This is a genomic window from Enterobacter sp. Ap-1006 (assembly GCF_011752835.1).
Taxonomy (GTDB): Bacteria; Pseudomonadota; Gammaproteobacteria; order Enterobacterales; family Enterobacteriaceae; genus Cedecea.
In genome coordinates this window covers 1-26,681 of sequence record NZ_VWWU01000012.1, presented here as the reverse complement: position 1 = coordinate 26,681, position 26,681 = coordinate 1, and the positions used below count along the sequence as shown (strand labels likewise).

The 26,681-nt window shown below is 50.4% G+C and carries 47 protein-coding genes; 7 read left to right on the top strand and 40 right to left on the bottom strand.

Annotation, left to right across the window (positions count from 1 at the left end; translation table 11 throughout):
• The first annotated feature begins 519 nt into the window (after positions 1-519).
• Positions 520-1,074 carry a gamma carbonic anhydrase family protein gene (locus tag F3J28_RS22170; protein ID WP_008457228.1) on the top strand — a complete coding sequence of 185 codons (555 nt, stop codon included), beginning with the start codon at positions 520-522 and terminating at the stop codon, positions 1,072-1,074.
• On the opposite strand, the gene F3J28_RS22165 is transcribed toward F3J28_RS22170, so the two are convergent.
• The 6 genes from F3J28_RS22165 to dprA are packed head-to-tail and all read right to left on the bottom strand — an operon-like array spanning position 1,050 to position 4,828.
• Positions 1,050-1,307, bottom strand: a complete 258-nt coding sequence (locus F3J28_RS22165) for a DUF1488 family protein (protein ID WP_166879814.1) — start codon at positions 1,305-1,307, stop codon at positions 1,050-1,052. The genes F3J28_RS22170 and F3J28_RS22165 overlap by 25 nt on opposite strands.
• Positions 1,304-2,122 carry a shikimate dehydrogenase gene (aroE, locus tag F3J28_RS22160; RefSeq protein ID WP_166879811.1) on the bottom strand — a complete coding sequence of 273 codons (819 nt, stop codon included), beginning with the start codon at positions 2,120-2,122 and terminating at the stop codon, positions 1,304-1,306. Before aroE ends, F3J28_RS22165 begins: the two co-directional genes overlap by 4 nt.
• Positions 2,123-2,124: 2 nt before the next feature.
• Positions 2,125-2,697, bottom strand: coding sequence for an L-threonylcarbamoyladenylate synthase type 1 TsaC (gene tsaC, locus F3J28_RS22155; RefSeq protein ID WP_166879808.1), 573 nt, complete (start codon positions 2,695-2,697; stop codon positions 2,125-2,127).
• Positions 2,690-3,244 carry a DNA topoisomerase family protein gene (locus F3J28_RS22150; protein ID WP_166879805.1) on the bottom strand — a complete coding sequence of 185 codons (555 nt, stop codon included), beginning with the start codon at positions 3,242-3,244 and terminating at the stop codon, positions 2,690-2,692. The genes tsaC and F3J28_RS22150 overlap by 8 nt, the downstream gene beginning before the upstream one ends.
• Before the next feature lie 23 nt (positions 3,245-3,267).
• Positions 3,268-3,741: a DUF494 family protein Smg gene (gene smg / locus F3J28_RS22145; RefSeq protein WP_166879803.1), complete on the bottom strand. Its 474-nt coding sequence runs from the start codon at positions 3,739-3,741 to the stop codon at positions 3,268-3,270.
• Positions 3,713-4,828 carry a DNA-protecting protein DprA gene (gene dprA / locus F3J28_RS22140; RefSeq protein WP_205247286.1) on the bottom strand — a complete coding sequence of 372 codons (1,116 nt, stop codon included), beginning with the start codon at positions 4,826-4,828 and terminating at the stop codon, positions 3,713-3,715. The genes smg and dprA overlap by 29 nt, the downstream gene beginning before the upstream one ends.
• Positions 4,829-4,965: 137 nt before the next feature.
• Between dprA and def the strand changes: the two genes are divergently transcribed.
• The 5 genes from def (at position 4,966) to mscL (ending at position 9,795) form a co-directional block, all read left to right on the top strand.
• Entirely contained in the window at positions 4,966-5,475 is a 510-nt protein-coding gene (gene def, locus F3J28_RS22135) for a peptide deformylase (protein WP_039288271.1), read from the top strand.
• A gap of 14 nt (positions 5,476-5,489) precedes the next feature.
• Entirely contained in the window at positions 5,490-6,437 is a 948-nt protein-coding gene (fmt, locus tag F3J28_RS22130) for a methionyl-tRNA formyltransferase (protein ID WP_166879797.1), read from the top strand.
• A 73-nt stretch (positions 6,438-6,510) separates the two neighbouring features.
• Positions 6,511-7,800: a 16S rRNA (cytosine(967)-C(5))-methyltransferase RsmB gene (gene rsmB / locus F3J28_RS22125; protein ID WP_166879794.1), complete on the top strand. Its 1,290-nt coding sequence runs from the start codon at positions 6,511-6,513 to the stop codon at positions 7,798-7,800.
• Between the two features lie 49 nt (positions 7,801-7,849).
• Positions 7,850-9,226, top strand: coding sequence for a Trk system potassium transporter TrkA (trkA, locus tag F3J28_RS22120; protein WP_008457209.1), 1,377 nt, complete (start codon positions 7,850-7,852; stop codon positions 9,224-9,226).
• A gap of 155 nt (positions 9,227-9,381) precedes the next feature.
• Positions 9,382-9,795: a large-conductance mechanosensitive channel protein MscL gene (gene mscL / locus F3J28_RS22115; RefSeq protein WP_008457207.1), complete on the top strand. Its 414-nt coding sequence runs from the start codon at positions 9,382-9,384 to the stop codon at positions 9,793-9,795.
• On the opposite strand, the gene F3J28_RS22110 is transcribed toward mscL, so the two are convergent.
• From F3J28_RS22110 to rpsJ, 31 genes are all read right to left on the bottom strand, one after another.
• Positions 9,731-10,015 carry an alternative ribosome-rescue factor A gene (locus tag F3J28_RS22110; RefSeq protein ID WP_166879791.1) on the bottom strand — a complete coding sequence of 95 codons (285 nt, stop codon included), beginning with the start codon at positions 10,013-10,015 and terminating at the stop codon, positions 9,731-9,733. The two genes, mscL and F3J28_RS22110, sit on opposite strands and share 65 nt — an antisense overlap.
• 65 nt (positions 10,016-10,080) lie before the next feature.
• On the bottom strand, positions 10,081-10,497 hold the full coding sequence (zntR, locus tag F3J28_RS22105) for a Zn(2+)-responsive transcriptional regulator (protein ID WP_008457203.1): 417 nt from the start codon (positions 10,495-10,497) through the stop codon (positions 10,081-10,083).
• The gene (locus tag F3J28_RS22100) at positions 10,497-10,868 is read right to left on the bottom strand and encodes a DnaJ family domain-containing protein (RefSeq protein ID WP_008457201.1); all 372 of its coding nucleotides are present in this window, start codon (positions 10,866-10,868) and stop codon (positions 10,497-10,499) included. Before F3J28_RS22100 ends, zntR begins: the two co-directional genes overlap by 1 nt.
• A gap of 110 nt (positions 10,869-10,978) precedes the next feature.
• The gene (gene rplQ / locus F3J28_RS22095; protein ID WP_008457198.1) at positions 10,979-11,365 is read right to left on the bottom strand and encodes a 50S ribosomal protein L17; all 387 of its coding nucleotides are present in this window, start codon (positions 11,363-11,365) and stop codon (positions 10,979-10,981) included.
• Between the two features lie 40 nt (positions 11,366-11,405).
• Positions 11,406-12,395: a DNA-directed RNA polymerase subunit alpha gene (locus tag F3J28_RS22090; RefSeq protein WP_008457196.1), complete on the bottom strand. Its 990-nt coding sequence runs from the start codon at positions 12,393-12,395 to the stop codon at positions 11,406-11,408.
• Positions 12,396-12,420: 25 nt separating this feature from the next.
• A complete protein-coding gene (gene rpsD / locus F3J28_RS22085; RefSeq protein ID WP_008457194.1) occupies positions 12,421-13,041 on the bottom strand; it encodes a 30S ribosomal protein S4 in 621 nt (206 codons plus the stop codon).
• A gap of 34 nt (positions 13,042-13,075) precedes the next feature.
• Positions 13,076-13,465 carry a 30S ribosomal protein S11 gene (gene rpsK / locus F3J28_RS22080; RefSeq protein WP_008457192.1) on the bottom strand — a complete coding sequence of 130 codons (390 nt, stop codon included), beginning with the start codon at positions 13,463-13,465 and terminating at the stop codon, positions 13,076-13,078.
• A gap of 16 nt (positions 13,466-13,481) precedes the next feature.
• On the bottom strand, positions 13,482-13,838 hold the full coding sequence (gene rpsM / locus F3J28_RS22075) for a 30S ribosomal protein S13 (protein WP_008457189.1): 357 nt from the start codon (positions 13,836-13,838) through the stop codon (positions 13,482-13,484).
• A 146-nt stretch (positions 13,839-13,984) separates the two neighbouring features.
• A complete protein-coding gene (rpmJ, locus tag F3J28_RS22070) occupies positions 13,985-14,101 on the bottom strand; it encodes a 50S ribosomal protein L36 (RefSeq protein WP_008457187.1) in 117 nt (38 codons plus the stop codon).
• A 30-nt stretch (positions 14,102-14,131) separates the two neighbouring features.
• Positions 14,132-15,463 (bottom strand): preprotein translocase subunit SecY, encoded by a 1,332-nt coding sequence (gene secY, locus F3J28_RS22065; RefSeq protein ID WP_008457186.1) that lies wholly within the window; start codon positions 15,461-15,463, stop codon positions 14,132-14,134.
• A gap of 7 nt (positions 15,464-15,470) precedes the next feature.
• Entirely contained in the window at positions 15,471-15,905 is a 435-nt protein-coding gene (rplO, locus tag F3J28_RS22060; RefSeq protein WP_008457184.1) for a 50S ribosomal protein L15, read from the bottom strand.
• A 3-nt stretch (positions 15,906-15,908) separates the two neighbouring features.
• Positions 15,909-16,088, bottom strand: coding sequence for a 50S ribosomal protein L30 (gene rpmD / locus F3J28_RS22055; RefSeq protein ID WP_004846568.1), 180 nt, complete (start codon positions 16,086-16,088; stop codon positions 15,909-15,911).
• Between the two features lie 6 nt (positions 16,089-16,094).
• Complete coding sequence (gene rpsE / locus F3J28_RS22050; protein ID WP_008457179.1) at positions 16,095-16,595, bottom strand: 30S ribosomal protein S5; 501 nt, start codon at positions 16,593-16,595, stop codon at positions 16,095-16,097.
• Between the two features lie 14 nt (positions 16,596-16,609).
• Entirely contained in the window at positions 16,610-16,963 is a 354-nt protein-coding gene (rplR, locus tag F3J28_RS22045) for a 50S ribosomal protein L18 (protein WP_008457177.1), read from the bottom strand.
• Positions 16,964-16,972: 9 nt separating this feature from the next.
• On the bottom strand, positions 16,973-17,506 hold the full coding sequence (gene rplF, locus F3J28_RS22040; RefSeq protein ID WP_166879788.1) for a 50S ribosomal protein L6: 534 nt from the start codon (positions 17,504-17,506) through the stop codon (positions 16,973-16,975).
• 13 nt (positions 17,507-17,519) lie between these two features.
• Positions 17,520-17,912, bottom strand: a complete 393-nt coding sequence (rpsH, locus tag F3J28_RS22035; protein WP_008457173.1) for a 30S ribosomal protein S8 — start codon at positions 17,910-17,912, stop codon at positions 17,520-17,522.
• Between the two features lie 33 nt (positions 17,913-17,945).
• Positions 17,946-18,251, bottom strand: coding sequence for a 30S ribosomal protein S14 (gene rpsN / locus F3J28_RS22030; protein ID WP_008457171.1), 306 nt, complete (start codon positions 18,249-18,251; stop codon positions 17,946-17,948).
• A 14-nt stretch (positions 18,252-18,265) separates the two neighbouring features.
• Entirely contained in the window at positions 18,266-18,805 is a 540-nt protein-coding gene (rplE, locus tag F3J28_RS22025) for a 50S ribosomal protein L5 (RefSeq protein WP_008457169.1), read from the bottom strand.
• Positions 18,806-18,819: 14 nt separating this feature from the next.
• The gene (gene rplX / locus F3J28_RS22020; protein ID WP_007724317.1) at positions 18,820-19,134 is read right to left on the bottom strand and encodes a 50S ribosomal protein L24; all 315 of its coding nucleotides are present in this window, start codon (positions 19,132-19,134) and stop codon (positions 18,820-18,822) included.
• 10 nt (positions 19,135-19,144) lie between these two features.
• Positions 19,145-19,516, bottom strand: a complete 372-nt coding sequence (gene rplN, locus F3J28_RS22015) for a 50S ribosomal protein L14 (RefSeq protein ID WP_008457164.1) — start codon at positions 19,514-19,516, stop codon at positions 19,145-19,147.
• Between the two features lie 166 nt (positions 19,517-19,682).
• Entirely contained in the window at positions 19,683-19,937 is a 255-nt protein-coding gene (rpsQ, locus tag F3J28_RS22010) for a 30S ribosomal protein S17 (protein ID WP_008457160.1), read from the bottom strand.
• The gene (gene rpmC, locus F3J28_RS22005) at positions 19,937-20,128 is read right to left on the bottom strand and encodes a 50S ribosomal protein L29 (protein WP_008457158.1); all 192 of its coding nucleotides are present in this window, start codon (positions 20,126-20,128) and stop codon (positions 19,937-19,939) included. The genes rpsQ and rpmC overlap by 1 nt, the downstream gene beginning before the upstream one ends.
• On the bottom strand, positions 20,128-20,538 hold the full coding sequence (rplP, locus tag F3J28_RS22000; protein ID WP_002438716.1) for a 50S ribosomal protein L16: 411 nt from the start codon (positions 20,536-20,538) through the stop codon (positions 20,128-20,130). Before rplP ends, rpmC begins: the two co-directional genes overlap by 1 nt.
• A gap of 12 nt (positions 20,539-20,550) precedes the next feature.
• The gene (gene rpsC, locus F3J28_RS21995) at positions 20,551-21,249 is read right to left on the bottom strand and encodes a 30S ribosomal protein S3 (RefSeq protein WP_006817277.1); all 699 of its coding nucleotides are present in this window, start codon (positions 21,247-21,249) and stop codon (positions 20,551-20,553) included.
• A gap of 17 nt (positions 21,250-21,266) precedes the next feature.
• Complete coding sequence (gene rplV / locus F3J28_RS21990; protein WP_002919773.1) at positions 21,267-21,599, bottom strand: 50S ribosomal protein L22; 333 nt, start codon at positions 21,597-21,599, stop codon at positions 21,267-21,269.
• 14 nt (positions 21,600-21,613) lie between these two features.
• Positions 21,614-21,892, bottom strand: a complete 279-nt coding sequence (rpsS, locus tag F3J28_RS21985) for a 30S ribosomal protein S19 (RefSeq protein WP_001138115.1) — start codon at positions 21,890-21,892, stop codon at positions 21,614-21,616.
• Positions 21,893-21,908: 16 nt separating this feature from the next.
• The gene (gene rplB, locus F3J28_RS21980; RefSeq protein WP_008457150.1) at positions 21,909-22,730 is read right to left on the bottom strand and encodes a 50S ribosomal protein L2; all 822 of its coding nucleotides are present in this window, start codon (positions 22,728-22,730) and stop codon (positions 21,909-21,911) included.
• 17 nt (positions 22,731-22,747) lie between these two features.
• Positions 22,748-23,050 (bottom strand): 50S ribosomal protein L23, encoded by a 303-nt coding sequence (rplW, locus tag F3J28_RS21975; RefSeq protein WP_008457148.1) that lies wholly within the window; start codon positions 23,048-23,050, stop codon positions 22,748-22,750.
• Positions 23,047-23,652, bottom strand: a complete 606-nt coding sequence (gene rplD / locus F3J28_RS21970) for a 50S ribosomal protein L4 (protein WP_008457145.1) — start codon at positions 23,650-23,652, stop codon at positions 23,047-23,049. Before rplD ends, rplW begins: the two co-directional genes overlap by 4 nt.
• A 10-nt stretch (positions 23,653-23,662) precedes the next feature.
• Positions 23,663-24,292 carry a 50S ribosomal protein L3 gene (gene rplC, locus F3J28_RS21965; protein ID WP_006178923.1) on the bottom strand — a complete coding sequence of 210 codons (630 nt, stop codon included), beginning with the start codon at positions 24,290-24,292 and terminating at the stop codon, positions 23,663-23,665.
• Between the two features lie 31 nt (positions 24,293-24,323).
• The gene (rpsJ, locus tag F3J28_RS21960) at positions 24,324-24,635 is read right to left on the bottom strand and encodes a 30S ribosomal protein S10 (RefSeq protein ID WP_001181005.1); all 312 of its coding nucleotides are present in this window, start codon (positions 24,633-24,635) and stop codon (positions 24,324-24,326) included.
• A 388-nt stretch (positions 24,636-25,023) separates the two neighbouring features.
• Here rpsJ and F3J28_RS21955 point away from each other — a divergent pair, with 388 nt between their 5' ends.
• A complete protein-coding gene (locus tag F3J28_RS21955; protein ID WP_166879784.1) occupies positions 25,024-25,503 on the top strand; it encodes a prepilin peptidase in 480 nt (159 codons plus the stop codon).
• Positions 25,504-25,551: 48 nt separating this feature from the next.
• Here F3J28_RS21955 and bfr read toward each other — a convergent pair whose 3' ends face one another.
• The 3 genes from bfr to F3J28_RS21940 form a co-directional block, all read right to left on the bottom strand.
• Complete coding sequence (gene bfr / locus F3J28_RS21950; protein WP_008457137.1) at positions 25,552-26,025, bottom strand: bacterioferritin; 474 nt, start codon at positions 26,023-26,025, stop codon at positions 25,552-25,554.
• Positions 26,026-26,096: 71 nt separating this feature from the next.
• Positions 26,097-26,291, bottom strand: a complete 195-nt coding sequence (gene bfd / locus F3J28_RS21945; RefSeq protein WP_008457135.1) for a bacterioferritin-associated ferredoxin — start codon at positions 26,289-26,291, stop codon at positions 26,097-26,099.
• 214 nt (positions 26,292-26,505) lie between these two features.
• Positions 26,506-26,681: EF-Tu C-terminal domain-related protein (locus F3J28_RS21940; RefSeq protein ID WP_072162992.1), on the bottom strand; the 176-nt coding region annotated here is incomplete at its 5' end.

Below are 26,681 nucleotides of genomic sequence, written 5' to 3'. Positions count from 1 at the left end.
CTGCCGCCAGCGTTCAATCTGAGCCATGATCAAACTCTTCAATTTAAAAGTGTTTGATGCTCAAAGAATTAAAACTGTTTATAAAATCAGTAGTCACTCTTCAAGACTTGATATTTTTTTGCATCCGAAGATGCTGAGATATCAATCCTGCGAGTGCCCACACAGATTGTCTGATAAATTGTTAAAGAGCAGTGAGTTAGGCGCGTTCGCTTGCTAACTCGAGGTGGCGTATATTACGCTTTCCTCTTTCAGAGTCAACCCCGATTTTCAGGATTTTTTCTCTTTATCGAACCGGCTAATTTGTGAAGTGATTCATTGTGCCGTCTCGATGGAGGCGCATTATAGGGATCCCACTTTTTAGCACAAGTACTTTTTCGATCTTTTTTTCTGAATGTTTAGTTTTCACTCTTTTCGCTGAGATCCTGTTCGATCTGCCCTCTTTACCGCCCTTTACTCCCTTGCCATTGCTCAAGAAAGCGGCCACAGTCTATTTCTGTAATGAATTTCCCTGAGGTGTTTATGTCTGCGGTACTGCGTGCTTTTCAAAAAACTTTTCCTCAACTCGATGAACGAGTCATGGTTGATCCCACCAGCGTGGTCATTGGTGATGTAAAACTGGCGGATGATGTCAGTATCTGGCCGTTAGTTGCTATTCGAGGGGACGTAAACACCGTGACAATTGGAGCACGCACCAACATCCAGGATGGCAGCGTGCTTCATGTTACCCATAAGTCCTCTTACAAACCTGAAGGGAACCCGCTGATCGTCGGTGAAGATGTGACGGTGGGCCATAAGGTAATGCTGCACGGCTGCACGATCGGCAATCGCGTCTTGGTTGGAATGGGGTCGATCCTATTGGATGGAGTAGTAGTAGAAGATGATGTGATGATTGGTGCCGGTAGTCTGGTCCCCCAGAACAAGCACCTGGAAAGCGGCTTTCTCTATTTAGGCAGTCCGGTGAAACAGATTCGCCGCCTGACTGAAGCGGAGCTGGCCGGATTAACCTACTCCGCTAATAATTATGTGCGCTGGAAAGATGAGTATCTGGCTCAGGATAGCCAGTACCACCCTTGATCGCCTTCCTGCTCACTTTCGATCAGGCCTTCGGCTTCTTCTTCAAGATCCCAACGATATTCCCGAAATAAAGAAAGCCACTCTTCGGCGCCATTGCCGCCGAAGCGGCTGGCAATGGCCAATGCGCTTATCGCGCACTCAACCTGGAACCCCTGCACCAGCGCAGGAAAACGGATAGCCTGCCGCTCTTCATCCCAGACTTCACGATCCGGGAACTGAATGGCCTGGTTCACGCCGCCATTTCTCTTTTCAACGCCTCAATAACTGGCGCGACATCTGGCATGACGCCGTGCCAAAGCATAAAAGCGTGTGCAGCTTGCCCCACCAGCATGCCAAGACCATCCGCGTAAGACACTACACCGTGACTCGTGGCCCAGTTCAAGAATGGCGTCAGCCCTTTCTGGTAAAACATGTCGTAGCAGCTAACGCGGTGGGAAAGGAGAGAAACCGGCAGCGCAGGGATCTCACCGCCAATCCCGCTGGACGTGGCGTTGATCAGTAAATCGAATTCATGCCCCTCAAGCTGATCCATTGCCACGGCGTTAACACTTCCCGTATGGCTGAATAAATCAGCTAGTTCTGCCGCTTTGGCAAACGTACGGTTGGTTATCGTGACCGCACAATCTAACGATAACAAGGGTAGCAGTACACCACGCGCTGCGCCGCCGGCCCCCACCAGCAGAATACGATCGCCGGGTTTGATCAGTTTCAATCGTTCAAGATCGCTCAACAAGCCAATACCATCCGTATTGTCTCCAAGCAAACGTCCATCTTCCAGGCACTTGAGCGTATTGACCGCACCTGCAAGCGCCGCCCGCTCTGTTAGCTCGTCAGCACGAGTAAAAGCTTGTTCTTTAAAAGGTACGGTGACGTTGGCTCCCCTTCCTCCTTTATTGAAGAAGGCTTCAAGTGTTTCAGCAAAAGTGTCTAACGGAGCAAGCACGCGTCCATAAGGATGTTCAATTCCCAATTGTTCTGCGAAAAGGCGATGAATAAGAGGAGATTTGCTGTGCTGAATAGGGTTACCAAAGACGGCGAAAGTTTCCATAATTACCCCTGACGGAAGAGTTCGCCGGTTAAGGCATCGCGTATTTCTGAGGGATTAAGCCGCCCACCGGTATCCCCCATAAGTACAGGGAAACTTTGGCCAAACTGCTGCTGAACTTCTTCCGAGCTGCGGCACGGAGGCAAGCCCGTAAGGTTCGCACTGGTAGAGACCAGAGGCTTACCGTAGGCAAGACATAGCTCTTTCACAAGCGGATGATTGGTCACACGCACCGCCAAAGAATCAAAACGCCCGGTCAGCCACTTTGGGGTGGAAGGCAAAGCCGGGAAAACAAACGTCACCGGGCCAGGCCAGTTTGCAAACACCACCGAAAGCTGTGCTTCATTAAGCGCAGCGGCATCTATATAAGGTTTCAGCTGCTCAAAATTGGCGGCGATAAGGATAAGTCCCTTCTCTACCGGACGCTGTTTCAGCTCAAGCAGGCGAGTAACTGCGAGTTCACTATCGGGATCGCAACCAACGCCAAAGACAGCTTCGGTTGGGTAGGCGATGACTTGTTCTTCTTTCAGGGCCGCTACGATCTGCGCGAGCTGGCCTTCAGGCAGGTTATTATTCACTGGCTTGTTCCGTCGTTACCGGCTTTCCACATTGTTTATTGGCGCAGAAACGTTTCACGCCCTGAGCCGTTTTCTTTTCAACAAGCAGCGGATACTGACATTCAGAGCAGATACCCGCTACCGGTTTAAAATTAATGACAAACTGACAGTCCGGGTAGCTGTTACAGGACCAGAACGTTTTCCCGTAGCGAGAACGACGCTGAACCAGTTGCCCTTTTTGGCATTGGGGGCACGCTATTGCCGTCTCATCGGGTTTATCAATGATTTCCGTGTGTTCGCATTCAGGGTAATTGCTGCAGCTGATAAACATGCCAAACCGACCCTGACGTAGCACGAGCGTTGACTGACAAACCGGGCATTGCTGGCCATCAAGTACTTTAACAATATGACCATCGGCCTGGCTCTTTAGCGGGCGAACATAATCGCATTCCGGGTAATGGGAACAGCCCAAAAATGGGCCGTGTTTACCGGAACGTATTGCTAACTCTGCCCCGCATTGGGGGCAGGGTTCATTTTTTGGCACCGAGAACAGTGCTGACTTGGCCATAACATCTCATGCTGCAACTTAATTTAGTGCAGCATACCTTCATTTGCCTCGAAGAGTAATTCTTCCATTTGCTGGTAGGCGTTTTCACACCCCGGAATGTTGAACAGCACCATCAGTACAACCCACTTCAGATCTTCCAGTTCGAATTCTGCTGTGTCCAGCGCCAGCACGCGCTCAATCACCATTTCGCGGGTTTCGAGATTTAACACCTGAATCTGTTCAAGGAACAGTAAAAAGCCCCGACAGTCTGCATCAAGCCGCTGGCTCTCTTCTGCGGTAAAAATACGCATAGAGAGAGGATCGGCAGCAAGCTGCATCGGTTCGGTCAAACCATCCTGATAGTCGGCCAGCTTTTCAAGCCACACTAATGCGTTAAAAATGTCCTCACGATCAAAACCAGCTTCGGTGAGATCGCTCGTCAGCTTATCCTGATCAACGCGCATTTCTGCTTCGCTGTGGATGTAGGTTTCAAATAAGTACATTAGTACGTCGAACATGGCATGCCCTCCTCAATCGGACATAGCCGCCGGGTACAGCTGCGATCCATCCTGCTAACTCCAGTTCGAGTAACTGAGCTACCGTCTCTGGCACAGGTTGGCCGGCACGTTCAGCGACGACGTCAACAGGTGTAACCTCATCTCCTACGTTAGCCAACAGATGGGGAAATGGCAATGTGCCGTTCTGTTGATTTGGCGAATATATTGACACATTGTGCGAAGCGGGAAGCCAATGGAGTTCAGAGGCGAGATAATCGAGAATATCCTGCGGACTTCGTACTAAATTTGCCCCTTGCTGGATAAGCCAATGTGGGCCATCGCTCCCAGGACTTCCTACCGTACCGGGCAGAGCAAATACCTCTCTCCCCTGTTCAACGGCATAGCGGGCAGTCACCAGGGAACCACTTCGTTCACCGGCTTCTACGACAAAAACGGCTCTACTCAGCCCACTGATGACACGATTACGCCACGGAAAGTTCGAGGGCCAGGGCGTGCAGGAAAGGGTAAACTCGGATAGCACAGCCCCTTCTTGCTCGATAATTTGCCGGGCTAGCATCAAATGACGCTTAGGATGAACGCTGCCTAATCCATTACCCAGCACAGCAATGGTTTTACCCTTGACTCTCAGTGCCGCACGATGTGCCACCCCATCAATGCCCAATGCCAACCCGCTGGTTATCACCAGTCCAGACTGTGCAAGCGCTTCGCAGAACTGCCGGCAAAAGCGCTCGCCGTAATCTGACAGGTTGCGACTACCGACAACTGCAATCTGGTTCTGGCTGAGTAGTGAAGGTTCACCGGCAACAAACAGAGCGGCAGGATAATCATTTATGGCTCTGAGCTGCTCAGGATAAAGGGCGTCTTCCGCCGTCAGCAGATGGTGATTTGGCTTATCGAGCCAGAGAAGACTAGCTTCAAGCTGACGCTCATTAAATGCAGTAAATAATGCACATTCTCGGGCATTTAATCCCGCCGCGAGCAAACTCTCCCTTTCTACCATTGGGCATCGTTCCAGGAAGTGGGCTATTTTTAGGAACTTATCCCCACTCAGCCCCTTAACAGCCATAAGACGTAGCCAAATCTCCATTATCTGCACTCAATCCCCCTGCCACAGGCCATCAAAGCAATCCTTGCGATTGGTCACTGATGCTGTCAATCAGCCGGGGAAATGTCTAGAATAGAGGGAATAATCCTTTCTACTACTGAACACAGCTCTGGAAATTTATGGCAGTTTTGCAAGTATTACATATTCCCGACGAGCGCCTTCGCAAAGTCGCTAAACCGGTTGAAGAAGTGAATGCGGACATTCAGCGTATCGTTGATGATATGTTCGATACTATGTACGCCGAAGAAGGCATTGGCCTGGCGGCTACGCAGGTAGATATTCACCAACGTATTATCGTGATTGATGTATCCGAGAACCGTGACGAACAGCTGGTACTGATTAACCCGGAACTGCTGGAAAAAAGCGGTGAGACAGGTATTGAAGAAGGTTGTCTGTCCATCCCTGAACAGCGTGCGCTGGTACCTCGTGCGGAAAAAGTAAAAATTCGCGCGCTCGATCGTGACGGTAAAGCCTTTGAACTGGAAGCAGATGGCCTGCTGGCGATTTGTATCCAGCACGAAATGGATCATCTGGTCGGTAAACTGTTTATCGATTATCTGTCGCCGCTGAAACAGCAACGTATTCGCCAGAAAGTTGAAAAACTCGACCGTTTGAAAGCGAAAGCTTAAGGACAACAAACAACGTGTCAGATTCTCTGCGTATTATTTTTGCCGGAACCCCAGACTTCGCAGCGCGTCACCTTGACGCGCTGTTGTCTTCTCAGCACCAGGTCGTTGGTGTATTTACCCAACCAGATCGTCCGGCAGGCCGTGGTAAAAAACTCATGCCAGGCCCGGTAAAAGTGCTGGCAGAAGAGAAAGGCATTCCTGTCTTTCAGCCGGCTACGCTGCGTAAAGCGGAAAATCAGCAGTTGATTGCCGACCTCAACGCCGATGTTATGGTGGTGGTTGCTTATGGCCTGATTTTGCCTCAGCCGGTACTCGATATGCCTCGCCTGGGCTGCGTAAATGTTCATGGTTCACTGCTGCCACGCTGGCGTGGTGCTGCACCGATCCAACGTTCTTTGTGGGCCGGGGATGCTGAAACTGGCGTCACCATTATGCAAATGGATGTCGGCCTCGATACCGGCGACATGCTGTATAAACTCTCTTGTCCGATTGAGGCAGAAGACACCAGCGGAACCCTCTACGATAAGCTAGCAGGGCTGGGTCCTAAAGGCCTTCTGGACACGCTGGAACAGCTAACCAACGGTACCGCTACGCCGGAGGTTCAAGACGAAGCGCTGGTGACCTATGCTGAGAAACTCAGCAAAGAAGAAGCCCGCATCAACTGGAACCTTTCTGCCGTCCAACTGGAACGCTGTATCCGTGCTTTTAACCCATGGCCAATGAGCTGGCTGGAAATCGACGGGCAGCCGCTAAAAGTCTGGCGCGCATCGGCGATCAACACCCAGACAAATTCAGCACCGGGCACTATTCTGGCCACCAGTAAACAAGGCATCCAGGTTGCGACCGCCGAGGGCATTCTGAATCTTGAAGAACTGCAGCCTGCAGGTAAAAAAGCCATGAAAGCGCAGGACCTGCTGAACTCACGCCGTGAATGGTTTGAACCTGGTACAGTCCTCTCCTGATAAAGCCGCATTTATACGCCCAGGGTAACCTGGGCATTTTTGTTTATAGCGCTGGAAAAACCAGAGCACGATAATGAAAAAAACACTGAATCTTCGCAGCCTGGCTGCCCAAACAATTGAACAAGTTGTCGAGCAAGGACAATCATTAAGTAATGTACTGCCTGGGGTACAGCAGAAAGTGTCTGATAAAGACAGAGCCCTGCTGCAGGAGCTGTGCTTCGGCGTGCTGCGTACCCTTCCGCAGCTGGACTGGCTGGTTGGCAAACTCATGTCACGCCCGATGGCCGGAAAGCAGCGCACAATCCATTACTTAATTATGGTCGGCATCTATCAGCTTCTGTATACCCGTATTCCTGCGCATGCTGCGCTGGCTGAAACCGTTGAAGGTGCCATCGCGATTAAGCGTCAGGCTTTTAAGAGCTTAATCAATGGCGTACTACGTCAGTTCCAGCGCCAGCAAGAAAACCTGATGGCAGAAGCTGCTAAGCATGAAAGCCGTTTTCTGCACCCGGCCTGGCTGCTGCAGCGTTTGAAAAAAGCTTACCCGGACTGCTGGGAATCCATTGTCGATGCTAATAACCAGCGCCCTCCAATGTGGCTGCGCGTAAATCGCCAGCACCATACGCGTGAAGCATGGATGGCTTTGCTGGCCGAGGCTGGTCTGGAAGGCCATATACATCCCAAATACCAGGATGCTGTTCGCCTTGATTCACCCGCCCCCGTTCAGGCATTACCTGGTTTTGAGCAAGGCTGGGTGACCGTGCAGGATGCTTCAGCTCAGGGCAGCGTCGATCTTTTAGATCCGCAAAACGACGAAACTATTCTGGATCTTTGTGCCGCACCGGGCGGTAAGACAACGCATATTCTGGAAGCGGCCCCGAATGCAAAAGTGATGGCCGTCGACGTTGACACCCAGCGCCTGAAACGCGTGCATGAAAATCTTGAACGCCTTGGCATGAAAGCAGAAGTAAAACAGGGAGACGGCCGTTTCCCTGCTCAGTGGTGTGGCGAAACTAAGTTTGACCGTATTTTGCTTGATGCGCCATGCTCAGCAACCGGCGTTATTCGTCGCCATCCAGACATCAAATGGCTGCGTCGCGACAGGGATATCGCAGAACTCGTTGCTTTGCAGAAAGAGATTCTGGATGCTATCTGGCCTCACCTTAAAACCGGCGGGACGCTTGTCTATGCCACTTGTTCTATTCTCCCCGACGAGAATAAGGATCAGGTGAGCGCGTTTCTGGCGCGTCATGCCGATGCCAAACTGGTAGAAACCGGTGACAATAAGGCTCCGGGCATTCAAAATCTGCCTGCAGCAGACGACGGTGACGGCTTCTATTACGCTAAGCTAATTAAGAGCTGACTCCCTGCAGGGTGAGTCATAAGTTTCATCACTCGTGAAGCGATAAACGATGAAAATAATCATTCTGGGTGCAGGCCAGGTCGGCGGCACTCTGGCAGAAAATCTGGTCGGTGAAAACAACGATATTACCGTCGTCGATACCAACCAGGCCCGCCTGCGCAGCCTGCAGGATAAGTTTGACCTCCGCGTAGTCCAGGGCCACGGCTCTCATCCCCGCGTACTTCGTGAAGCAGGGGCCGATGACGCAGACATGCTGGTCGCAGTCACCAGCTCTGACGAAACGAACATGATCGCATGTCAGGTCGCTTATTCTCTGTTTAATACGCCTAATAGAATTGCCCGCATTCGAGCCCCCGATTATGTTCGCGATGCAGAAAAACTGTTCAATGCGGAAGCCGTTCCCATTGATCACCTGATTGCTCCTGAGCAGTTGGTAATCGACAATATTTACCGCCTGATTGAGTACCCGGGGGCACTTCAGGTCGTGAATTTTGCCGAAGGGAAAGTTAGCCTGGCAGTAGTAAAAGCCTACTATGGCGGTCCGCTGGTGGGTAATGCACTTTCCACCATGCGCGAACATATGCCGCACATCGATACTCGTGTCGCAGCCATTTTCCGTCACGACCGCCCTATTCGCCCGCAGGGTTCAACCATTGTTGAAGCCGGTGATGAGGTCTTCTTTATTGCCGCTTCACAAAATATCCGTGCGGTAATGAGCGAGCTTCAGCGCCTCGAAAAACCTTACAAGCGCATCATGCTGGTGGGCGGCGGTAATATCGGCGCAGGTTTAGCACATCGTCTCGAGAAAGATTACAGCGTAAAACTGATCGAGCGCGATCAGCAGCGAGCTTCTGAACTTGCAGAAATGCTGCAAAACACCATCGTATTTTATGGTGACGCCTCAGATCAGGAACTGTTAGCAGAGGAACATATCGATCAGGTTGATCTCTTTATTGCGGTCACCAACGATGATGAAGCTAACATCATGTCGGCCATGCTGGCTAAGCGAATGGGAGCCAAAAAAGTCATGGTCCTCATACAGCGTAATGCCTATGTCGATTTAGTGCAGGGGAGCGTAATTGATATTGCGATTTCACCTCAGCAGGCAACCATTTCTGCTCTACTCGGACATGTGCGTAAAGCCGATATTGTTGGCGTTTCATCTCTTCGCCGTGGCGTTGCAGAAGCCATTGAGGCCGTGGCTCATGGAGATGAAAGCACCTCTCGCGTTGTGGGTCGAGTCATCGATGAGATTAAACTGCCGCCTGGCACGATCATTGGTGCGGTTGTACGTGGCAATGATGTGATGATTGCCAACGACAACCTACGTATAGAACAGGGCGATCACGTCATTATGTTCTTAACGGATAAGAAATTTGTCAGCGATGTCGAACGCCTGTTCCAACCAAGCCCATTCTTCCTCTAAACTCAGCAGAGCAGAAATATTTTCTGCTCTGTTTCTTCATACAAAAACCATTTTAAAATTATGGAATTAACAAAAAATTCTTATTTCTTGTAGCAATGGAAATTAAGATAACCTTTGTTAGAATTATTACTGTCAGCCGGCACAAGGAGAGATTAATGAGTATTTTAAAAGAGTTTCGCGAATTCGCGATGCGCGGGAACGTTGTTGATTTGGCAGTAGGTGTGATTATTGGCGCAGCATTCGGGAAGATTGTTTCCTCCCTGGTAGCGGATATTATTATGCCACCGCTGGGTTTGCTGATTGGTGGGGTTGATTTTAAACAGTTTGCTTTAACATTGCGTGATGCCCAGGGTGATGTTCCTGCGGTAGTTATGCACTACGGCGTATTTATTCAGAATATTTTTGACTTCGTGATTGTCGCGTTTGCCATCTTCATGGCCATCAAAGTGATCAATAAACTGAATCGTAAGAAAGCGGAAGAGCCTGCCGCACCTCCGGCACCGTCTAAAGAGGAAGTTCTGCTGAGCGAGATTCGTGACCTGCTGAAAGAGCAGAACCAACGGAATTAATACTGGTTATTAAAAGCAGAAAGCCAGTGGTAAAAAAGCGAATTGCTTGTTTGCCACTGGCCTCCCAGTTACCTCTCTTACCGTGTTTCTCATTTCTCTGATAACTGCCTTTCCCTTTCTTATTCTTCTCAACTCTTTGCCTGAACAGTGGGTCATGTAATAGCGCTTCAATGGCGTTATCTTTAATTTGCCCTTTTTGATGGCGATATTTGGTGCTCATAGTTACTCCAGATGGGTTAAACGATCGCCGCGAGTCTATGCCTGAGCCTGTAAAAGATCAAGCGGCTATTTTTTGCTGCTTGCTCCCTGTTCCAGCGCTTCAAGGATAGAACAATAAACGCTACTGTGTGCACTGCCACAACAAGCATCATTCAGACGCTGCAGCGAGCGCCGCATATTCTGCAATTCTTTGATTTTAGACTCAACCTCACTCAACCGGCTCTGCACAATCCCTTTCGATTCCTGGCAAGTATGATGCTCAGGATCGATACGGATCGATAAAAGCTCCCGGATGGCCTCAAGCGTGAAACCAAGTTGCTTAGCGTAACGAATGAATTTAAGACGCTGAAGATCGCTATCGCTATACAGGCGAAAACCACCTTCAGTTCGCACTTCGTGATCCATCATGTTTTGCTTTTCGTAGTAACGAATAGTATCCGGAGTCACATCCGCCAGTTTTGCCAGTTCACCTATACGAAACATCACCTTTCCTCATCGATATGCTGCATCAATTTTACGGCATACTCACCACGTAAGAAGTCGGTGTTTATACCCGCCTGTCGGAGCTTAAGCTCAAGCAGTGCGAGCTTTTTACCGATCGCCTGATATTCCTCGCTCTGAATATGCACCGTTTTTAGCAGATCAACCAGCTCAATGGCATCCTTCCGCTGCTGCATCTCTGCCGGCAAGCAACCTGCATTTTTTAGCAGACGGTATCCGGCACGGAGCTCGGGAGGAACATGACTATCATCATCGAGCAATATAGGTTCACCGCTGCCGACTAGCCCCTCGAACTCTCCGTTTCGCTGCGCATCAAGAATATGCCGTTCTGCCCATTGATCAAGCAACCACATAGCGACCTCAAAATTACCGGGAGTAATACAAGAATACGGGGAAAAGAGAGAAGGGGATATTCTGGATATAAAAAAACCGGGCAAGCCCGGTTTTTCTACGTTACTACAGATTACTCTGCAGCAGCTTCTGTTTGAGACTCGGCGCGATCAACCAGCTCGATGTAAGCCATCGGAGCATTGTCACCAGCACGGAAGCCACACTTCAGAATACGAGTGTAACCACCTGCACGGCTCGCGAAACGCGGACCCAGTTCATTAAACAGTTTTGCCACGATCTCGTTATCACGAGTGCGGGCGAATGCCAGACGACGATTAGCAACGCTGTCAGTCTTGGCAAGAGTAATCAGCGGCTCAACTACGCGACGCAGCTCTTTCGCTTTAGGCAGGGTCGTCTTGATGATCTCATGACGAACCAGTGAACCTGCCATGTTGCGGAACATAGCCTGGCGATGGCTGCTGTTGCGGTTCAGTTGACGACCACTCTTACGATGGCGCATGACCTTATCCTTCTCAGTAAAACCTTAACCTGTGATCCGGTTACTCGTCAGCAATGCTTGCTGGTGGCCAGTTTTCCAGGCGCATGCCCAGAGACAAACCACGAGAAGCCAGCACGTCTTTAATCTCAGTAAGAGATTTTTTACCCAGGTTAGGCGTTTTGAGCAGCTCAACCTCGGTACGCTGTACCAGATCACCGATATAGTGGATAGCTTCTGCCTTAAGGCAGTTAGCAGAGCGGACAGTCAATTCCAGATCGTCAACAGGGCGCAGCAAGATCGGATCGAATTCTGGTTTCTCTTCTTTAACTTCCGGCTGACGTACATCACGTAGGTCAACGAAAGCTTCAAGTTGTTCTGCCAGAATGGTCGCCGCACGACGAATCGCCTCTTCAGGATCGATTGTGCCGTTGGTTTCCATTTCGATGACCAGCTTGTCCAGGTCGGTACGCTGTTCTACACGCGCAGCTTCAACATTGTAGGCAATACGCTCTACAGGGCTGTAGCAGGCGTCGACCAGCAGACGGCCGATTGGGCGCTCATCTTCTTCCGAATGAATTCGGGTAGAAGCCGGCACATAACCGCGACCGCGCTGAACTTTGATACGCATGCTAATAGCAGCGTTCTCATCGGTCAGGTGGCAGATCACATGCTGCGGCTTGACGATTTCGACATCACCATCATGGGTGATATCGGCTGCGGTCACAGGGCCAATGCCAGATTTATTCAGGGTAAGGATAACTTCATCTTTACCTTGAACTCTTACCGCCAGCCCTTTCAGGTTGAGCAGGATTTCCAGGATATCTTCCTGAACGCCTTCTTTGGTGCTGTACTCGTGCAGTACACCATCAATCTCAACCTCAGTCACCGCGCAACCCGGCATCGATGAAAGCAGAATACGGCGCAGTGCGTTACCAAGAGTATGGCCAAAGCCACGCTCTAACGGCTCAAGGGTCACCTTGGCGTGCGTCGAACTCACTTGCTCGATATCTACCAGGCGTGGTTTTAGAAACTCTGTCACAGAACCCTGCATTGTGTCCTCTCTTTGGTACTAAGCCTTACTTGGAGTAAAGCTCGACGATCAGGTGTTCGTTAATGTCCGCAGACAGATCGGTACGCTCAGGCTTACGCTTGAACACACCTTCCATCTTGGCAGCATCAACTTCCAGCCAGGTTGGCTTTTCACGCTGCTCAGCCAGCTCCAGAGCGGCCTTAACGCGAGATTGCTTTTTGGCTTTCTCACGGATGCTGACTACGTCATTCGGAGTTACCTGATAAGAAGCGATGTTAACAACGCGACCATTTACCATGATAGCTTTATGGCTAACCAGCTGACGTGCTTCTGCACGAGTAGCGCCGAAGCCCATACGGTAAACAACGTTGTCCAGACGGCCTTCCAGCAGAGCCAACAGGTTTTCACCGGTGTTGCCTTTCAGACGAGCTGCTTCTTTATAATAGTTACGGAACTGACGCTCCAGCACACCGTAGATACGGCGAACTTTCTGCTTTTCACGCAACTGCACACCATAGTCAGACAGACGCGGTTTACGCGCACCGTGCTGGCCAGGAGCTTGTTCAATTTTACACTTGGTATCGATCGCGCGAACGCCAGACTTAAGGAATAAGTCGGTGCCCTCACGACGGCTCAGCTTGAGCTTAGGACCCAAATATCTTGCCATTTTCTTTCTCCAACAATCCTAGAAAACGGACGCGTTATACGCGACGTTTTTTCGGCGGACGACAACCGTTATGAGGGATTGGAGTCACATCAGTAATATTAGTGATGCGGAAACCAGCGGCGTTCAGAGCACGAATAGTTGATTCGCGGCCTGGGCCAGGACCCTTAACCATAACTTCCAGGTTCTTGATACCGTATTCTTTCACGGCTTCTGCGCAACGCTCTGCTGCAACCTGAGCTGCAAACGGAGTGGATTTGCGAGAACCACGGAAACCGGAACCACCGGCAGTTGCCCAACCCAACGCATTACCCTGACGATCGGTAATAGTAACGATGGTGTTGTTGAAAGAAGCATGGACATGAGCCACGCCGTCAGAGACTGTTTTTCTTACACGTTTACGTGCACGAATTGGTGCCTTTGCCATTATTCAATCACCCCGATTATTTCTTGATCGGTTTGCGCGGACCCTTACGGGTACGTGCGTTGGTCTTAGTACGCTGACCGCGCACTGGCAGACCACGACGATGACGCAAACCGCGATAGCAACCAAGGTCCATCAGACGCTTGATGCTCATGCTCACTTCACGGCGCAGATCACCTTCAACGACAAATTTGGCAACTTCGTCACGCAGCGTGTCGATTTGTTCTTCAGACAGCTCACTGATCTTAACATCTTCAGCGATACCCGCCGCAGCGCAAATGGCCTTGGAGCGAGTCTTGCCGACACCGTAGATCGAGGTTAACGCGATCACGGCGTGTTTTTGATCAGGAATGTTAATGCCTGCTATACGGGCCACTATGCACTCCTACTATTTAGATTATGCGTCCCATGCCGAAAAGCCCGTTTTCAGGATACTCAAATGGAAACGCATAGACATACAAAAGATTGGCTGGCTAATCTAGCCAGCTCAACCCAACTTTGCAAGAAAAATATGCGAGATAATCAGCCTTGACGCTGTTTATGCTTCGGCTCTACGCTGCAAATCACGCGAATAACACCGTCACGCTTAACGATTTTGCAGTTACGACATAATTTCTTGACGGAAGCACGAACTTTCATTTTTACTCTCCGTAACTTCTCAAGCGACGATTAACGGCCGTAGCCTTTCAGGTTCGCTTTCTTCAATGCAGACTCGTACTGACTTGACATCATCAGAGTTTGCACTTGAGCCATAAAGTCCATGATAACGACAACAACGATCAGCAGTGAGGTCCCACCGAAGTAGAACGGCACTTTCATTGCATCGCGCATGAACTCCGGGATTAGGCAGATAAAGGTAATGTACAACGCACCAACCAGAGTCAGGCGGGTCATTACTTTATCGATGTACTTCGCCGTTTGTTCTCCCGGACGAATTCCTGGTACAAATGCACCGGACTTCTTCAGGTTATCTGCTGTTTCACGCGGGTTGAAGACCAACGCCGTGTAGAAGAAACAGAAGAAGATGATTGCAGACGCATAGAGTAACACATAAAGCGGTTGCCCAGGCTGCAAATACAGCGAAATTGTTGTCAGCCAGTTCCAACCGGTACCGCCCCCGAACCATGACGCGATGGTCGCCGGGAACAGAATAATACTGGAGGCGAAGATCGCAGGGATAACCCCAGCCATGTTCACTTTCAGCGGTAAATGTGTGCTCTGCGCAGCATAGACACGACGACCCTGTTGACGTTTAGCGTAGTTGACCACAATGCGGCGCTGGCCACGCTCAACAAAAACAACGAAGAAGGTCACTGCAAATACTAATACTGCAACCAACAGCAACAGGAGGAAGTGCAGGTCGCCTTGCCTTGCTTGCTCGATGGTATGGCCAATGGCCGGCGGAAGTCCCGCAACGATACCCGCGAAGATTATGATTGAGATACCGTTACCGATACCACGTTCAGTAATCTGTTCGCCCAGCCACATCAGGAACATTGTCCCGGTGACAAGGCTTACAACAGCGGTGAAATAGAATGCAAAGCCTGGGTTTAACACCAGGCCCTGCATACCAGGCATATTCGGTAAACCGGTAGCAATACCGATTGACTGGAATATTGCCAGCACCAGAGTGCCGTAACGGGTGTACTGGCTAATCTTACGACGACCAGATTCCCCTTCTTTCTTCAGCTCTGCCAACGCGGGATGAACCACGGTAAGCAGCTGAATGATGATCGATGCCGAAATGTACGGCATGATACCCAGCGCGAAGATAGAAGCACGGCTGAGAGCACCACCAGAGAACATGTTAAACATCTCAATGATGGTGCCTCGCTGTTGCTCAAGCAGTTTGGCAAGTACAGCGGCATCAATACCAGGGATCGGAATAAAAGAGCCAATACGAAACACAATCAGCGCACCGATAACAAACATCAGTCTGCGTTTCAGCTCGCCGAGGCCGCCTTTAGCACTTTGAAAATCTAATCCCGGTTGTTTTGCCATCTGCTACTTATTCCTCGATTTTACCGCCAGCAGCTTCGATAGCAGCACGAGCGCCTTTGGTCACACGCAGGCCGCTAACAGTTACCGGACGAGTTACCTCACCAGACAGGATCACTTTCGCGAACTCGATCTGAATACCGATAATGTTTGCTGCTTTCAGCGTGTTCAGGTCAACTACGTCGCCTTCAACTTTCGCCAGATCGGACAGACGAACTTCTGCCGTGATCATTGCTTTGCGAGAGGTGAAACCGAATTTCGGCAGACGACGGTACAACGGCATCTGACCACCTTCGAAACCACGACGTACGCCACCACCAGAACGAGAGTTCTGACCTTTGTGACCACGACCGCCGGTTTTACCGAGGCCAGAACCGATACCACGACCCAGACGCTTAGAAGCGTGCTTAGACCCTTCGGCCGGAGACAGAGTATTTAAACGCATCTCTTACTCCTCAACTTTAACCATGTAGGAAACCGCGTTGACCATACCGCGTACAGCAGGAGTATCCTCGCGCTCTACGGTGTGGCCAATACGACGCAGACCCAGGCCAAGCAGCGTTGCCTTGTGTTTCGGCAGACGACCGATTGCACTGCGGGTTTGAGTGATTTTAATAGTCTTTGCCATGGTCAATTACCCCAGAATTTCTTCAACGGATTTACCACGCTTGGCAGCGACCATTTCTGGAGATTTCATATTCGCCAGGCCATCGATAGTTGCACGAACCACGTTAATCGGGTTAGTGGAACCATACGCTTTAGCCAGGACGTTATGAACACCAGCGACTTCCAGGACGGCGCGCATTGCACCACCGGCGATGATACCGGTACCTTCGGAAGCCGGCTGCATGAACACGCGGGAACCTGTGTGCACGCCTTTAACAGGGTGCTGCAGGGTGCCGCTGTTCAGCGCGACGTTAATCATGTTGCGACGGGCTTTTTCCATCGCTTTCTGGATCGCTGCTGGAACTTCACGCGCTTTACCGTAACCAAAACCAATACGACCGTTACCGTCGCCTACCACTGTCAGAGCAGTGAAGGAGAAAATACGACCGCCTTTAACGGTTTTAGATACGCGATTTACCGCGATCAGCTTTTCCTGCAGTTCGCCAGCTTGTTTTTCGATGTGAGACATCTTACACCTCTACCTTAGAACTGAAGGCCAGCTTCACGGGCAGCATCTGCCAGTGCCTGGACACGACCATGATATTGGAAACCAGCACGGTCAAAAGCAACAACGGTGATGCCTTTTTCCAGAGCGCGCTCAGCAACAGCTTTACCTACAGCTGCAGCGGCGTCTTTGTTTCCAGTGTACTTCAGTTGCTCAGTGATAGCTTTTTCTACAGTAGATGCAGCTACCAGAACTTCAGAACCATTTGGAGCAATTACCTGTGCGTAAATATGACGCGGGGTACGATGTACCACCAGGCGAGTTGCACCCAGCTCTTTGAGCTTGTGACGTGCGCGGGTCGCACGACGGATACGAGCAGATTTCTTATCCATAGTGTTACCTTACTTCTTCTTAGCCTCTTTGGTACGCACGACTTCGTCGGCGTAACGAACACCCTTGCCTTTGTAAGGCTCAGGACGACGGTAGGCGCGCAGATCAGCTGCAACCTGACCGATCATCTGCTTATCAGCGCCTTTCAGCAAGATTTCAGTTTGAGTCGGACATTCAGCAGTGATACCCGCAGGCAGCTTATGCTCAACAGGGTGAGAGAAGCCCAGGGCTAAATTCACCACGTCGCCTTTAACGGCTGCACGATAACCTACACCAACCAGCTGCAGCTTCTTAGTGAAGCCTTCGGTAACACCGACAACCATTGCGTTCAACAGCGCACGAGTGGTACCCGCTTGGGCCCACGCGTTTGCAAAGCCTTCGCGCGGAGCGAAAGTCAGAGCATTTTCAGCGTGTTTAACTTCAACAGCATCGTTGATAGTACGAGTCAGCTCGCCGTTTTTACCTTTGATCGAAATAACCTGACCGTTGAGTTTTACCTCTACGCCTGCAGGAACAACGACCGGTGCTTTAGCAACACGAGACATTTTATTCCTCCAATTACGCTACGTAGCAGATAATTTCGCCACCAAGACCAGCCTGGCGCGCTGCACGATCAGTCATAACACCTTTAGAGGTAGAAACGACAGCAATACCCATGCCGGCCATAACTTTAGGCAGCTCATCTTTTTTCTTATAGATGCGCAGGCCTGGGCGGCTGACTCGCTGAATGCTCTCTACCACAGCCTTGCCCTGGAAATACTTAAGAGTCAGTTCCAGTTCAGGCTTGATGTCGCCTTCAATTTTAAATTCTTCAATATAACCTTCTTCCTTCAGCACGTTGGCAATTGCCACTTTCAGCTTGGAGGAAGGCATGGTGACCGCAACTTTGTTCGCGGCCTGACCGTTACGGATACGGGTCAGCATATCCGCGATCGGATCTTGCATGCTCATCTGTCTCTACTCCCGTGATTCAATTGGTGACAATTACCAGCTAGCCTTTTTCAAGCCAGGTACTTCACCGCGCATGGCGGCTTCACGTAACTTGATACGGCTCAACCCGAACTTGCCCACATAACCATGTGGACGACCAGTCTGGCGGCAGCGTTTACGCTGACGGGACGGGCTGGAATCACGCGGCAGAGTTTGCAGCTTGAGAACAGCGTTCCAACGGTCTTCGTCGGTCGCGTTCACATCAGAAATGATAGCTTTCAGTTCTGCGCGTTTAGCGAAGAATTTTTCAGCCAAAGCAACGCGCTTTACTTCGCGTGCTTTCATTGATTGCTTAGCCATGAAGTAACCCTACCTTACTTGCGGAACGGGAAGTCAAAGGCAGCCAGCAGAGCACGGCCTTCATCATCAGATTTCGCAGTAGTGGTAATGGTAATATCCAAACCACGGACGCGATCGACTTTGTCGTAATCGATTTCTGGGAAGATGATCTGCTCACGGACACCCATGCTGTAGTTACCACGACCGTCGAAAGACTTAGCGGACAGGCCACGGAAGTCACGGATACGAGGTACAGCAATAGTGATCAGACGCTCAAGGAACTCCCACATGCGTTCGCCACGCAGAGTTACTTTACAGCCGATCGGATAGCCCTGACGGATTTTGAAGCCTGCAACAGATTTGCGTGCTTTGGTGATCAACGGCTTTTGACCGGAGATTGCTGTCAGATCAGCTGCTGCGTTATCCAGCAGTTTCTTGTCAGCGATCGCTTCACCAACACCCATGTTCAGGGTGATCTTCTCGACCCGAGGGACTTGCATGACAGAATTGTAGTTAAACTCAGTCATGAGTTTCTTAACTACTTCGTCTTTGTAGTAATCATGCAGTTTCGCCATCGTACTACTCCAAATTACTTGATAGTTTCGCTGTTAGACTTGAAGAAACGGACTTTTTTGCCGTCTTCGAATCTAAAGCCTACACGGTCAGCCTTGCCGGTTGCCGCGTTGAAGAGAGCAACGTTAGAAACCTGAATTGCAGCTTCTTTTTCAACGATGCCGCCTGGTTGGTTCAGGGCCGGAACCGGCTTCTGATGTTTCTTAACCAGGTTGATACCTTCAACAATGACCTTGCCGGAAGACAGGACATTTTTTACTTTACCGCGCTTACCTTTATCTTTACCGGTTAACACGATAACTTCGTCATCACGACGGATTTTCGCTGCCATGATTCGCTCCTTAGAGTACTTCTGGTGCCAGAGAGATAATTTTCATGAACTTCTCATTACGCAGTTCACGAGTTACCGGCCCAAAAATACGCGTGCCGATTGGCTGCTCACTGTTATTATTTAAAATAACGCATGCATTGCCATCGAAGCGAATGACAGAACCGTCCGGGCGACGAACACCCTTCTTGGTGCGCACCACTACCGCTTTCAGCACATCGCCTTTCTTCACCTTACCGCGAGGAATTGCTTCCTTGATGGTAATTTTGATGATGTCGCCGACGCCTGCGTAGCGACGGTGCGAGCCACCCAGAACCTTGATACACATTACGCGACGCGCGCCGGAGTTGTCGGCCACGGTCAGCATAGTCTGTTCTTGGATCATTTCAGTGCTCCGCTAATGTCAACTACTACTTCGGGACCTGGAAATCAGGTCGTTAAAAAGCCCCATAAACGAGGGCGCGGCATTATAACACCGGTTCCAGGATATGGGTAGAAAAAATAAACGGCTCATCGCTGAGCCGTTTATTTGTTTGAGAAAGGGTACTGTATTACAGAACCGCTTTCTCTACAACGCGAACCAGCGTCCAGGACTTAGTCTTGGACAGCGGACGGCATTCGCGGATTTCAACCACGTCACCGATACCGCATTCGTTGTTCTCGTCATGTACGTGCAGTTTGGTCGTACGCTTGATGAATTTCCCGTAGATCGGGTGCTTCACAACACGTTCGATGGCAACAACAATGGATTTCTCCATTTTGTCGCTGACAACGCGACCTTGCAGAGTACGGATTTTATCGGTCATTACGCACCCGCCTTCTGAGTCAGTAAAGTCTTAACACGTGCAACATCACGACGAACCTGCTTCAGCAGGTGAGTCTGTTGCAGCTGGCCACTTGCAGCCTGCATGCGCAGATTGAACTGCTCACGCAGCAGGTTCAGCAGCTCGGTGTTCAGCTCTTCGACGCTCTTTTCACGCAGCTCTTTTGCTTTCATTACATCACCGTCTTAGTTACAAAGGTGGTTTTGATAGGCAGTTTTGCTGCTGCCAGCTTGAAGGCTTCACGGGCCAGCTCTTCAGGTACGCCGTCCATTTCATACAGGACTTTACCTGGCTGGATCAAGGCAACCCAATACTCCACGTTACCTTTACCTTTACCCATACGCACTTCAAGCGGCTTTTCGGTGATCGGTTTGTCCGGGAATACACGGATCCAGATCTTACCCTGACGCTTAACTGCACGGGTCATTGCACGACGTGCTGCTTCGATCTGACGGGCAGTCAGACGACCACGGCCAACAGCTTTCAGACCGAAAGTGCCGAAGCTAACATCCGTACCCTGCGCCAGACCACGGTTGCGGCCTTTGTGCACTTTACGGAATTTTGTACGCTTTGGTTGTAACATCAGCGACTCTCCTTACTTACGGCCTTTACGCTGCTGCTTTTTAGGTTGAGCAGCCGGTTCCGGTTGTTCAACAGCAGCCATACCACCCAGGATCTCACCTTTGAAGATCCATACCTTAACGCCGATTACACCATAAGTGGTGTGCGCTTCAGAGGTGTTGTAGTCGATGTCAGCACGCAGAGTGTGCAACGGCACGCGACCTTCACGGTACCATTCGGTACGTGCGATCTCGGCGCCGCCCAGACGGCCGCTAACTTCAACTTTGATACCTTTAGCGCCCAGACGCATTGCGTTCTGTACAGCACGCTTCATCGCACGACGGAACATAACACGACGTTCCAGCTGAGAAGTGATGCTGTCAGCAACCAATTTTGCGTCCAGTTCAGGTTTACGAACTTCGGCGATATTGATCTGTGCAGGAACGCCAGCGATATCCGCTACGACCTTGCGCAGTTTTTCTACGTCTTCACCTTTCTTACCGATAACGATACCTGGGCGAGCGGTGTGAATGGTCACACGGATGCTCTTAGCAGGACGCTCGATAACGATACGAGATACAGACGCCTTAGCCAGTTCCTTAGTCAGGTACTGACGTACTTTAAAATCGCTGTCCAGGTTGTCAGCGAATTCTTTGGTGTTCGCAAACCAGGTTGAGTTCCATGGTTTTACAATACCCAGGCGAATACCATTAGGATGTACTTTCTGACCCATTGCTAGTCTCCAGAGTCTCAGCGATCGGACACAACCACAGTAATGTGGCTGGTGCGCTTCAGGATGCGATCTGCACGACCTTTTGCACGAGGCATAATGCGCTTCATGCTAGGGCCTTCGTCTACGAAGATTTTCGCGACTTTAAGATCGTCAATGTCAGCGCCATCGTTGTGTTCAGCGTTAGCAATGGCAGATTCCAGTACTTTCTTAACCAATACAGCCGCTTTCTTATTGGTGTAGGTCAGAATATCCAGAGCCTGCGACACTTTCTTACCGCGAATCAGGTCAGCAACAAGGCGAACCTTCTGAGCAGAAGAACGAGCATGGCGATGTTGAGCTAAAGTTTCCATCTCTTCCTCCTACCTTATTTCTTCTTCGCTTTTTTATCAGCAGCGTGGCCGCGATAAGTACGAGTCGGTGCGAATTCACCCAGTTTGTGACCGACCATTTCGTCGGAAACAAAGACTGGAACGTGCTGACGACCATTATGGACAGCGATGGTCAAACCGATCATGTTAGGAAAGATCGTTGAACGACGGGACCAAGTGCGCAGGGGCTTCTTGTCACCGCTTTCCACCGCTTTCTCTACCTTCTTCAGCAAGTGCAGGTCAATAAAAGGACCTTTCTTGAGAGAACGTGGCATGGCTTATCCTCTAAAATTATTTGCTACGGCGACGTACGATAAATTTATCAGTACGCTTGTTGCTGCGGGTCTTCTTACCTTTGGTCTGAACGCCCCACGGGGATACCGGGTGCTTACCAAAGTTACGACCTTCACCACCACCATGTGGGTGATCGACTGGGTTCATCGCGGTACCGCGAACGGTAGGACGAACACCACGCCAGCGAGCAGCACCTGCTTTACCCAGAACGCGCAGCATATGCTCAGCGTTGCCAACTTCGCCCAGGGTAGCGCGGCAGTCAGCTTCGACTTTACGCATTTCACCGGAGCGCAGGCGCAGGGTAACGTAAGCACCATCACGAGCAACGATCTGCACGTAGGTACCAGCGGAACGAGCCAGCTGACCGCCTTTACCTGGTTTCATTTCTACGTTATGAACGGTAGAACCAACCGGGATATTGCGCATCGGCAGGGTGTTACCCGCTTTGATTGCAGCATCAACGCCAGACTGAATCTGGTCGCCAGCTTTCAGGCCTTTAGGGGCCAGGATGTAACGGCGTTCGCCATCTTTGTACAGAACCAGCGCGATGTTCGCGGAACGGTTCGGATCGTACTCAAGACGTTCAACAACTGCCGGGATACCATCTTTGTTGCGTTTAAAGTCAACAATACGGTATGCCTGCTTGTGACCACCACCGATATGACGGGTAGTGATACGACCATTGTTGTTACGGCCACCGGATTTGCTGTTTTTTTCCAGCAACGGAGCAAAAGGCTTGCCCTTGTGCAGCTCAGGGTTAACCACTTTAACTACGTGGCGACGACCCGGAGATGTCGGTTTACATTTAACAACTGCCATTGTCTTTCTCCTCCGACTTACTCAGCGCCGCCGACGAAGTCCAGATTCTGGCCTTCCTTCAGGGTGACGTAAGCTTTTTTCCAGTCGCTACGACGACCAACACGCTGTCCGTGACGTTTAGTTTTCCCTTTAACTACCAGGGTGTTAACGTCTTTTACTTCAACTTCGAACAGCTTCTGTACAGCAGCAACGATCTCTGCTTTGGTCGCGTCAGTCGCAACTTTGAGTACGATGGTGTTGGTTTTTTCCATCGCGGTAGACGCTTTTTCAGATACGTGCGGCGCGCGCAGTACTTTCAGCAGACGTTCTTCACGGATCATGCCAGCATCTCCTCAACTTGCTTAACTGCTTCCGCAGTCATAACGACTTTGTCGAAGGCGATCAGGCTAACTGGGTCGATTGCAGCTACATCGCGCACGTCAACCTTATGCAGGTTACGAGCAGCCAGGAACAGATTCTCATCCAGTTCACCGGTCACGATCAGCACATCTTCCAGAGCCATATCTTTCAGTTTCTGAGCAAGCAGCTTGGTTTTCGGTGCTTCAACAGAGAACTGCTCAACAACGATCAGACGATCCTGACGTACCAGTTCGGACAGGATGCTTTTCAGCGCGCCGCGGTACATCTTTTTGTTAACTTTTTGACTGTGGTCCTGCGGGCGAGCAGCGAAGGTTACGCCACCGGAACGCCAGATCGGGCTCTTGATAGAACCAGAACGCGCACGGCCGGTACCTTTCTGGCGCCACGGCTTTTTGCCGGAACCAGTTACTTCAGCACGGGTCTTCTGAGCACGAGTACCCTGACGGGCGCCTGCTGCATAAGCAACAACAACCTGGTGTACCAGCGCTTCGTTGAAGTCACGACCGAAGGTAGTTTCGGAAACAGTCAGCGCGCTTTGCGCGTCTTTCAATACTAATTCCATTGCTATCCCCTTACGCCTTCACAGCTGGTTTAACGATCAGGTCGCTACCGGTTGCACCCGGGACCGCACCTTTCACCAGCAGCAGGTTGCGCTCAGCGTCAACACGTACTACGTCCAGGCTCTGAACAGTGACACGTTCGTTACCCAGCTGGCCTGCCATTTTCTTGCCTTTGAACACTTTGCCCGGAGTCTGGTTCTGACCGATAGAACCCGGAACGCGGTGAGACAAGGAGTTACCGTGGGTCGCGTCCTGGGTACGGAAGTTCCAGCGCTTAACGGTACCTGCGAAACCTTTACCTTTAGAGGTACCGGTTACGTCAACTTTTTTAACGTCAGCAAACAGTTCAACGCTAATGTCCTGACCTACGGTGAACTCTTCGCCTTCAGCAAGACGGAATTCCCACAGACCACGGCCAGCTTCAACGCCAGCTTTAGCGAAGTGACCAGCTTCCGGCTTGGTTACACGGTTAGCTTTTTTAGCACCAGTGGTCACCTGAACAGCACGGTAGCCGTCGTTAGCCAGGTCTTTAACCTGAGTAACACGGTTTGCTTCTACTTCGATTACGGTTACTGGGATAGAAACGCCGTCTTCAGTGAAGATACGGGTCATACCCACTTTTTTACCGACTAAACCAATCATTGTTTCAACCTCTCAATCGTCAATGACCTGATTAACCCAGGCTGATCTGCACGTCTACACCGGCAGCCAGATCCAGACGCATCAGAGCATCAACGGTTTTCTCAGTTGGCTCAACGATGTCAACCAGACGCTTGTGAGTGCGGATCTCGTACTGATCACGCGCGTCTTTGTTGACGTGCGGGGAGATCAGAACGGTAAAGCGCTCTTTGCGGGTCGGCAGCGGGATCGGACCACGGACTTGCGCACCAGTGCGCTTAGCAGTCTCGACGATTTCCGCAGTTGATTGATCGATCAGACGATGATCAAACGCTTTAAGGCGGATACGGATTCTTTGGTTCTGCATGAGACCAGAGCTCCAATTATTTTATAGACGAAAAAAATTACTACTCGCATCCATTACGATTGATGGAGGAGTGTAATCGTTCATACATAGTCCCCCAATTGGGGACATTGTTTGATAGCAACTGAATTGCTTCGACTGACTGCTATCAGGGTTCATATTGAACCAGCGGTCTATTAAGACAGCCCGCGCATTATACGGGTTTCAAGGCAGCTTGCAAGTCATGTGGGTTGAAATTTCACCGATGCCTTTCATTTAGTGAGTTTCACGCTCAGTATCTCCCACATCTTCGAGGCATTGCGCAGTATCACACGCCAAATTCGAAGCTTGATAGGTTTAGCCAGCACACCCGCGTAGCATCCGAGGGCTTAATCCTCAGTGGGATAAAAAGATGATACTTACCGACATACAGATCGCCTGGCTACTCCCCGTCGCTGCGTTGCTCTATTTTTGCCTGGCTCTGGCGCTAAGCTTGAGTGATTTCAAAACCATGCTTCTACCAGACAGACTTACCCTACCCTTACTGTGGCTGGGATTGTTGTTTCATAGTCTGGTTAACCCCCACCATGTTCATCATGCCGTATTCGGCGCGATAGCCGGCTACCTCTTCCTGTGGGTTATCTTTCAAGTATTCCGTTATGCTACCGGCAAAGAAGGATTAGGTTATGGTGATTTCAAACTGCTGGCGGCAATTGGAGCCTGGAGCTACTGGCAGCATCTGCCTCTCATCGTCGCTTTGGCATCTTCCCTGGGCATCGCTTATGCCGGAATACTTTATCTGATCGGGTGCCGTGACAGCGCTGAAATGCCTTTTGGCCCCTGGCTTGCGCTCTCAGGATGGGGGAATTTTTGCTGGCAGGTGTTTGGATAAGGTTTCAAAGAAGACAGAGGGAAATCCCTCTGTCTTGATCATACGGGGTTACTCTTCGCGTATCTGGGCCTGCAGGTAGTTCTGAATGCCCAGCTTCTGAATGAGGTCCAGTTCCGTTTCGAGCCAGTCGATATGGCCTTCTTCATCGGCCAGAATTTCGATCATCAGGTCACGGCTAACATAATCATGCACTTTATCGGCATAGGCGATGGCTTCACGCAAATCCTTTGCACCATCCAGTTCCAGCCTCAGGTCAGAGCGAAGCATTTCTTCGACATCCTCTCCAATACCCAGCTTGCCGAGGTCCTGCAGATTTGGAATGCCTTCGAGGAAGAGAATACGTTCGATATACTTATCGGCGTGCTTCATTTCATCGATGGACTCGTGGTACTCAACATCGTTCAGACGTTTTAATCCCCAGTTTTTGAACATGCGGGCATGCAGAAAATACTGGTTAATCGCGACAAGCTCGTTTCCCAATAATTTATTGAGATAATTTATTATCTTAACATCACCTTTCATTTTGACATCCTCCGCTTCCACTTATTGAAGCGTAGATGTCACAGGGTGTAAGTCAAAAAAATGAGCGTGTTTTAAGCGATCTCTTTAAATTCCGGGATCTGCATCAGTTCGTCTTGCATGATTTCACGCGCCTGCCGAACGCACTTCCCGCACTGATTTCCCACCGGGATAAATTTTCTAAGTTGCTGAAAAGACTGCGGGTGATGTTGTCGCACCGCCTGACGAATTGTCTTATCGCTTACACCGTTACACAAGCAAACGTACATGATCACTCCCGCTCAAAAACTGCGCAAATTGTAAATGAGAATGATTGGCTTTACAAGGAGTACGGCGGGGCAGAAGGCAGAGAATGGTAATCAAATGCAAAAACTGATGCCAACTGCAGTAAGCGATCGCTTTCACTGGCAAACAGCAAATTTCAAACATAAAAAAGGGCATCCTAAGATGCCCTTTTCACTATTGCATTAAAGTATCAGAGGATTAGCTCAGAACTTTTGCAACAACACCAGCGCCAACGGTACGGCCACCTTCACGGATTGCGAAACGCAGACCGTCGTCCATCGCGATTGGGTGGATCAGGGTAACAACCATTTTGATGTTGTCGCCTGGCATTACCATCTCTACGCCTTCTGGCAGTTCGATGGTACCGGTCACGT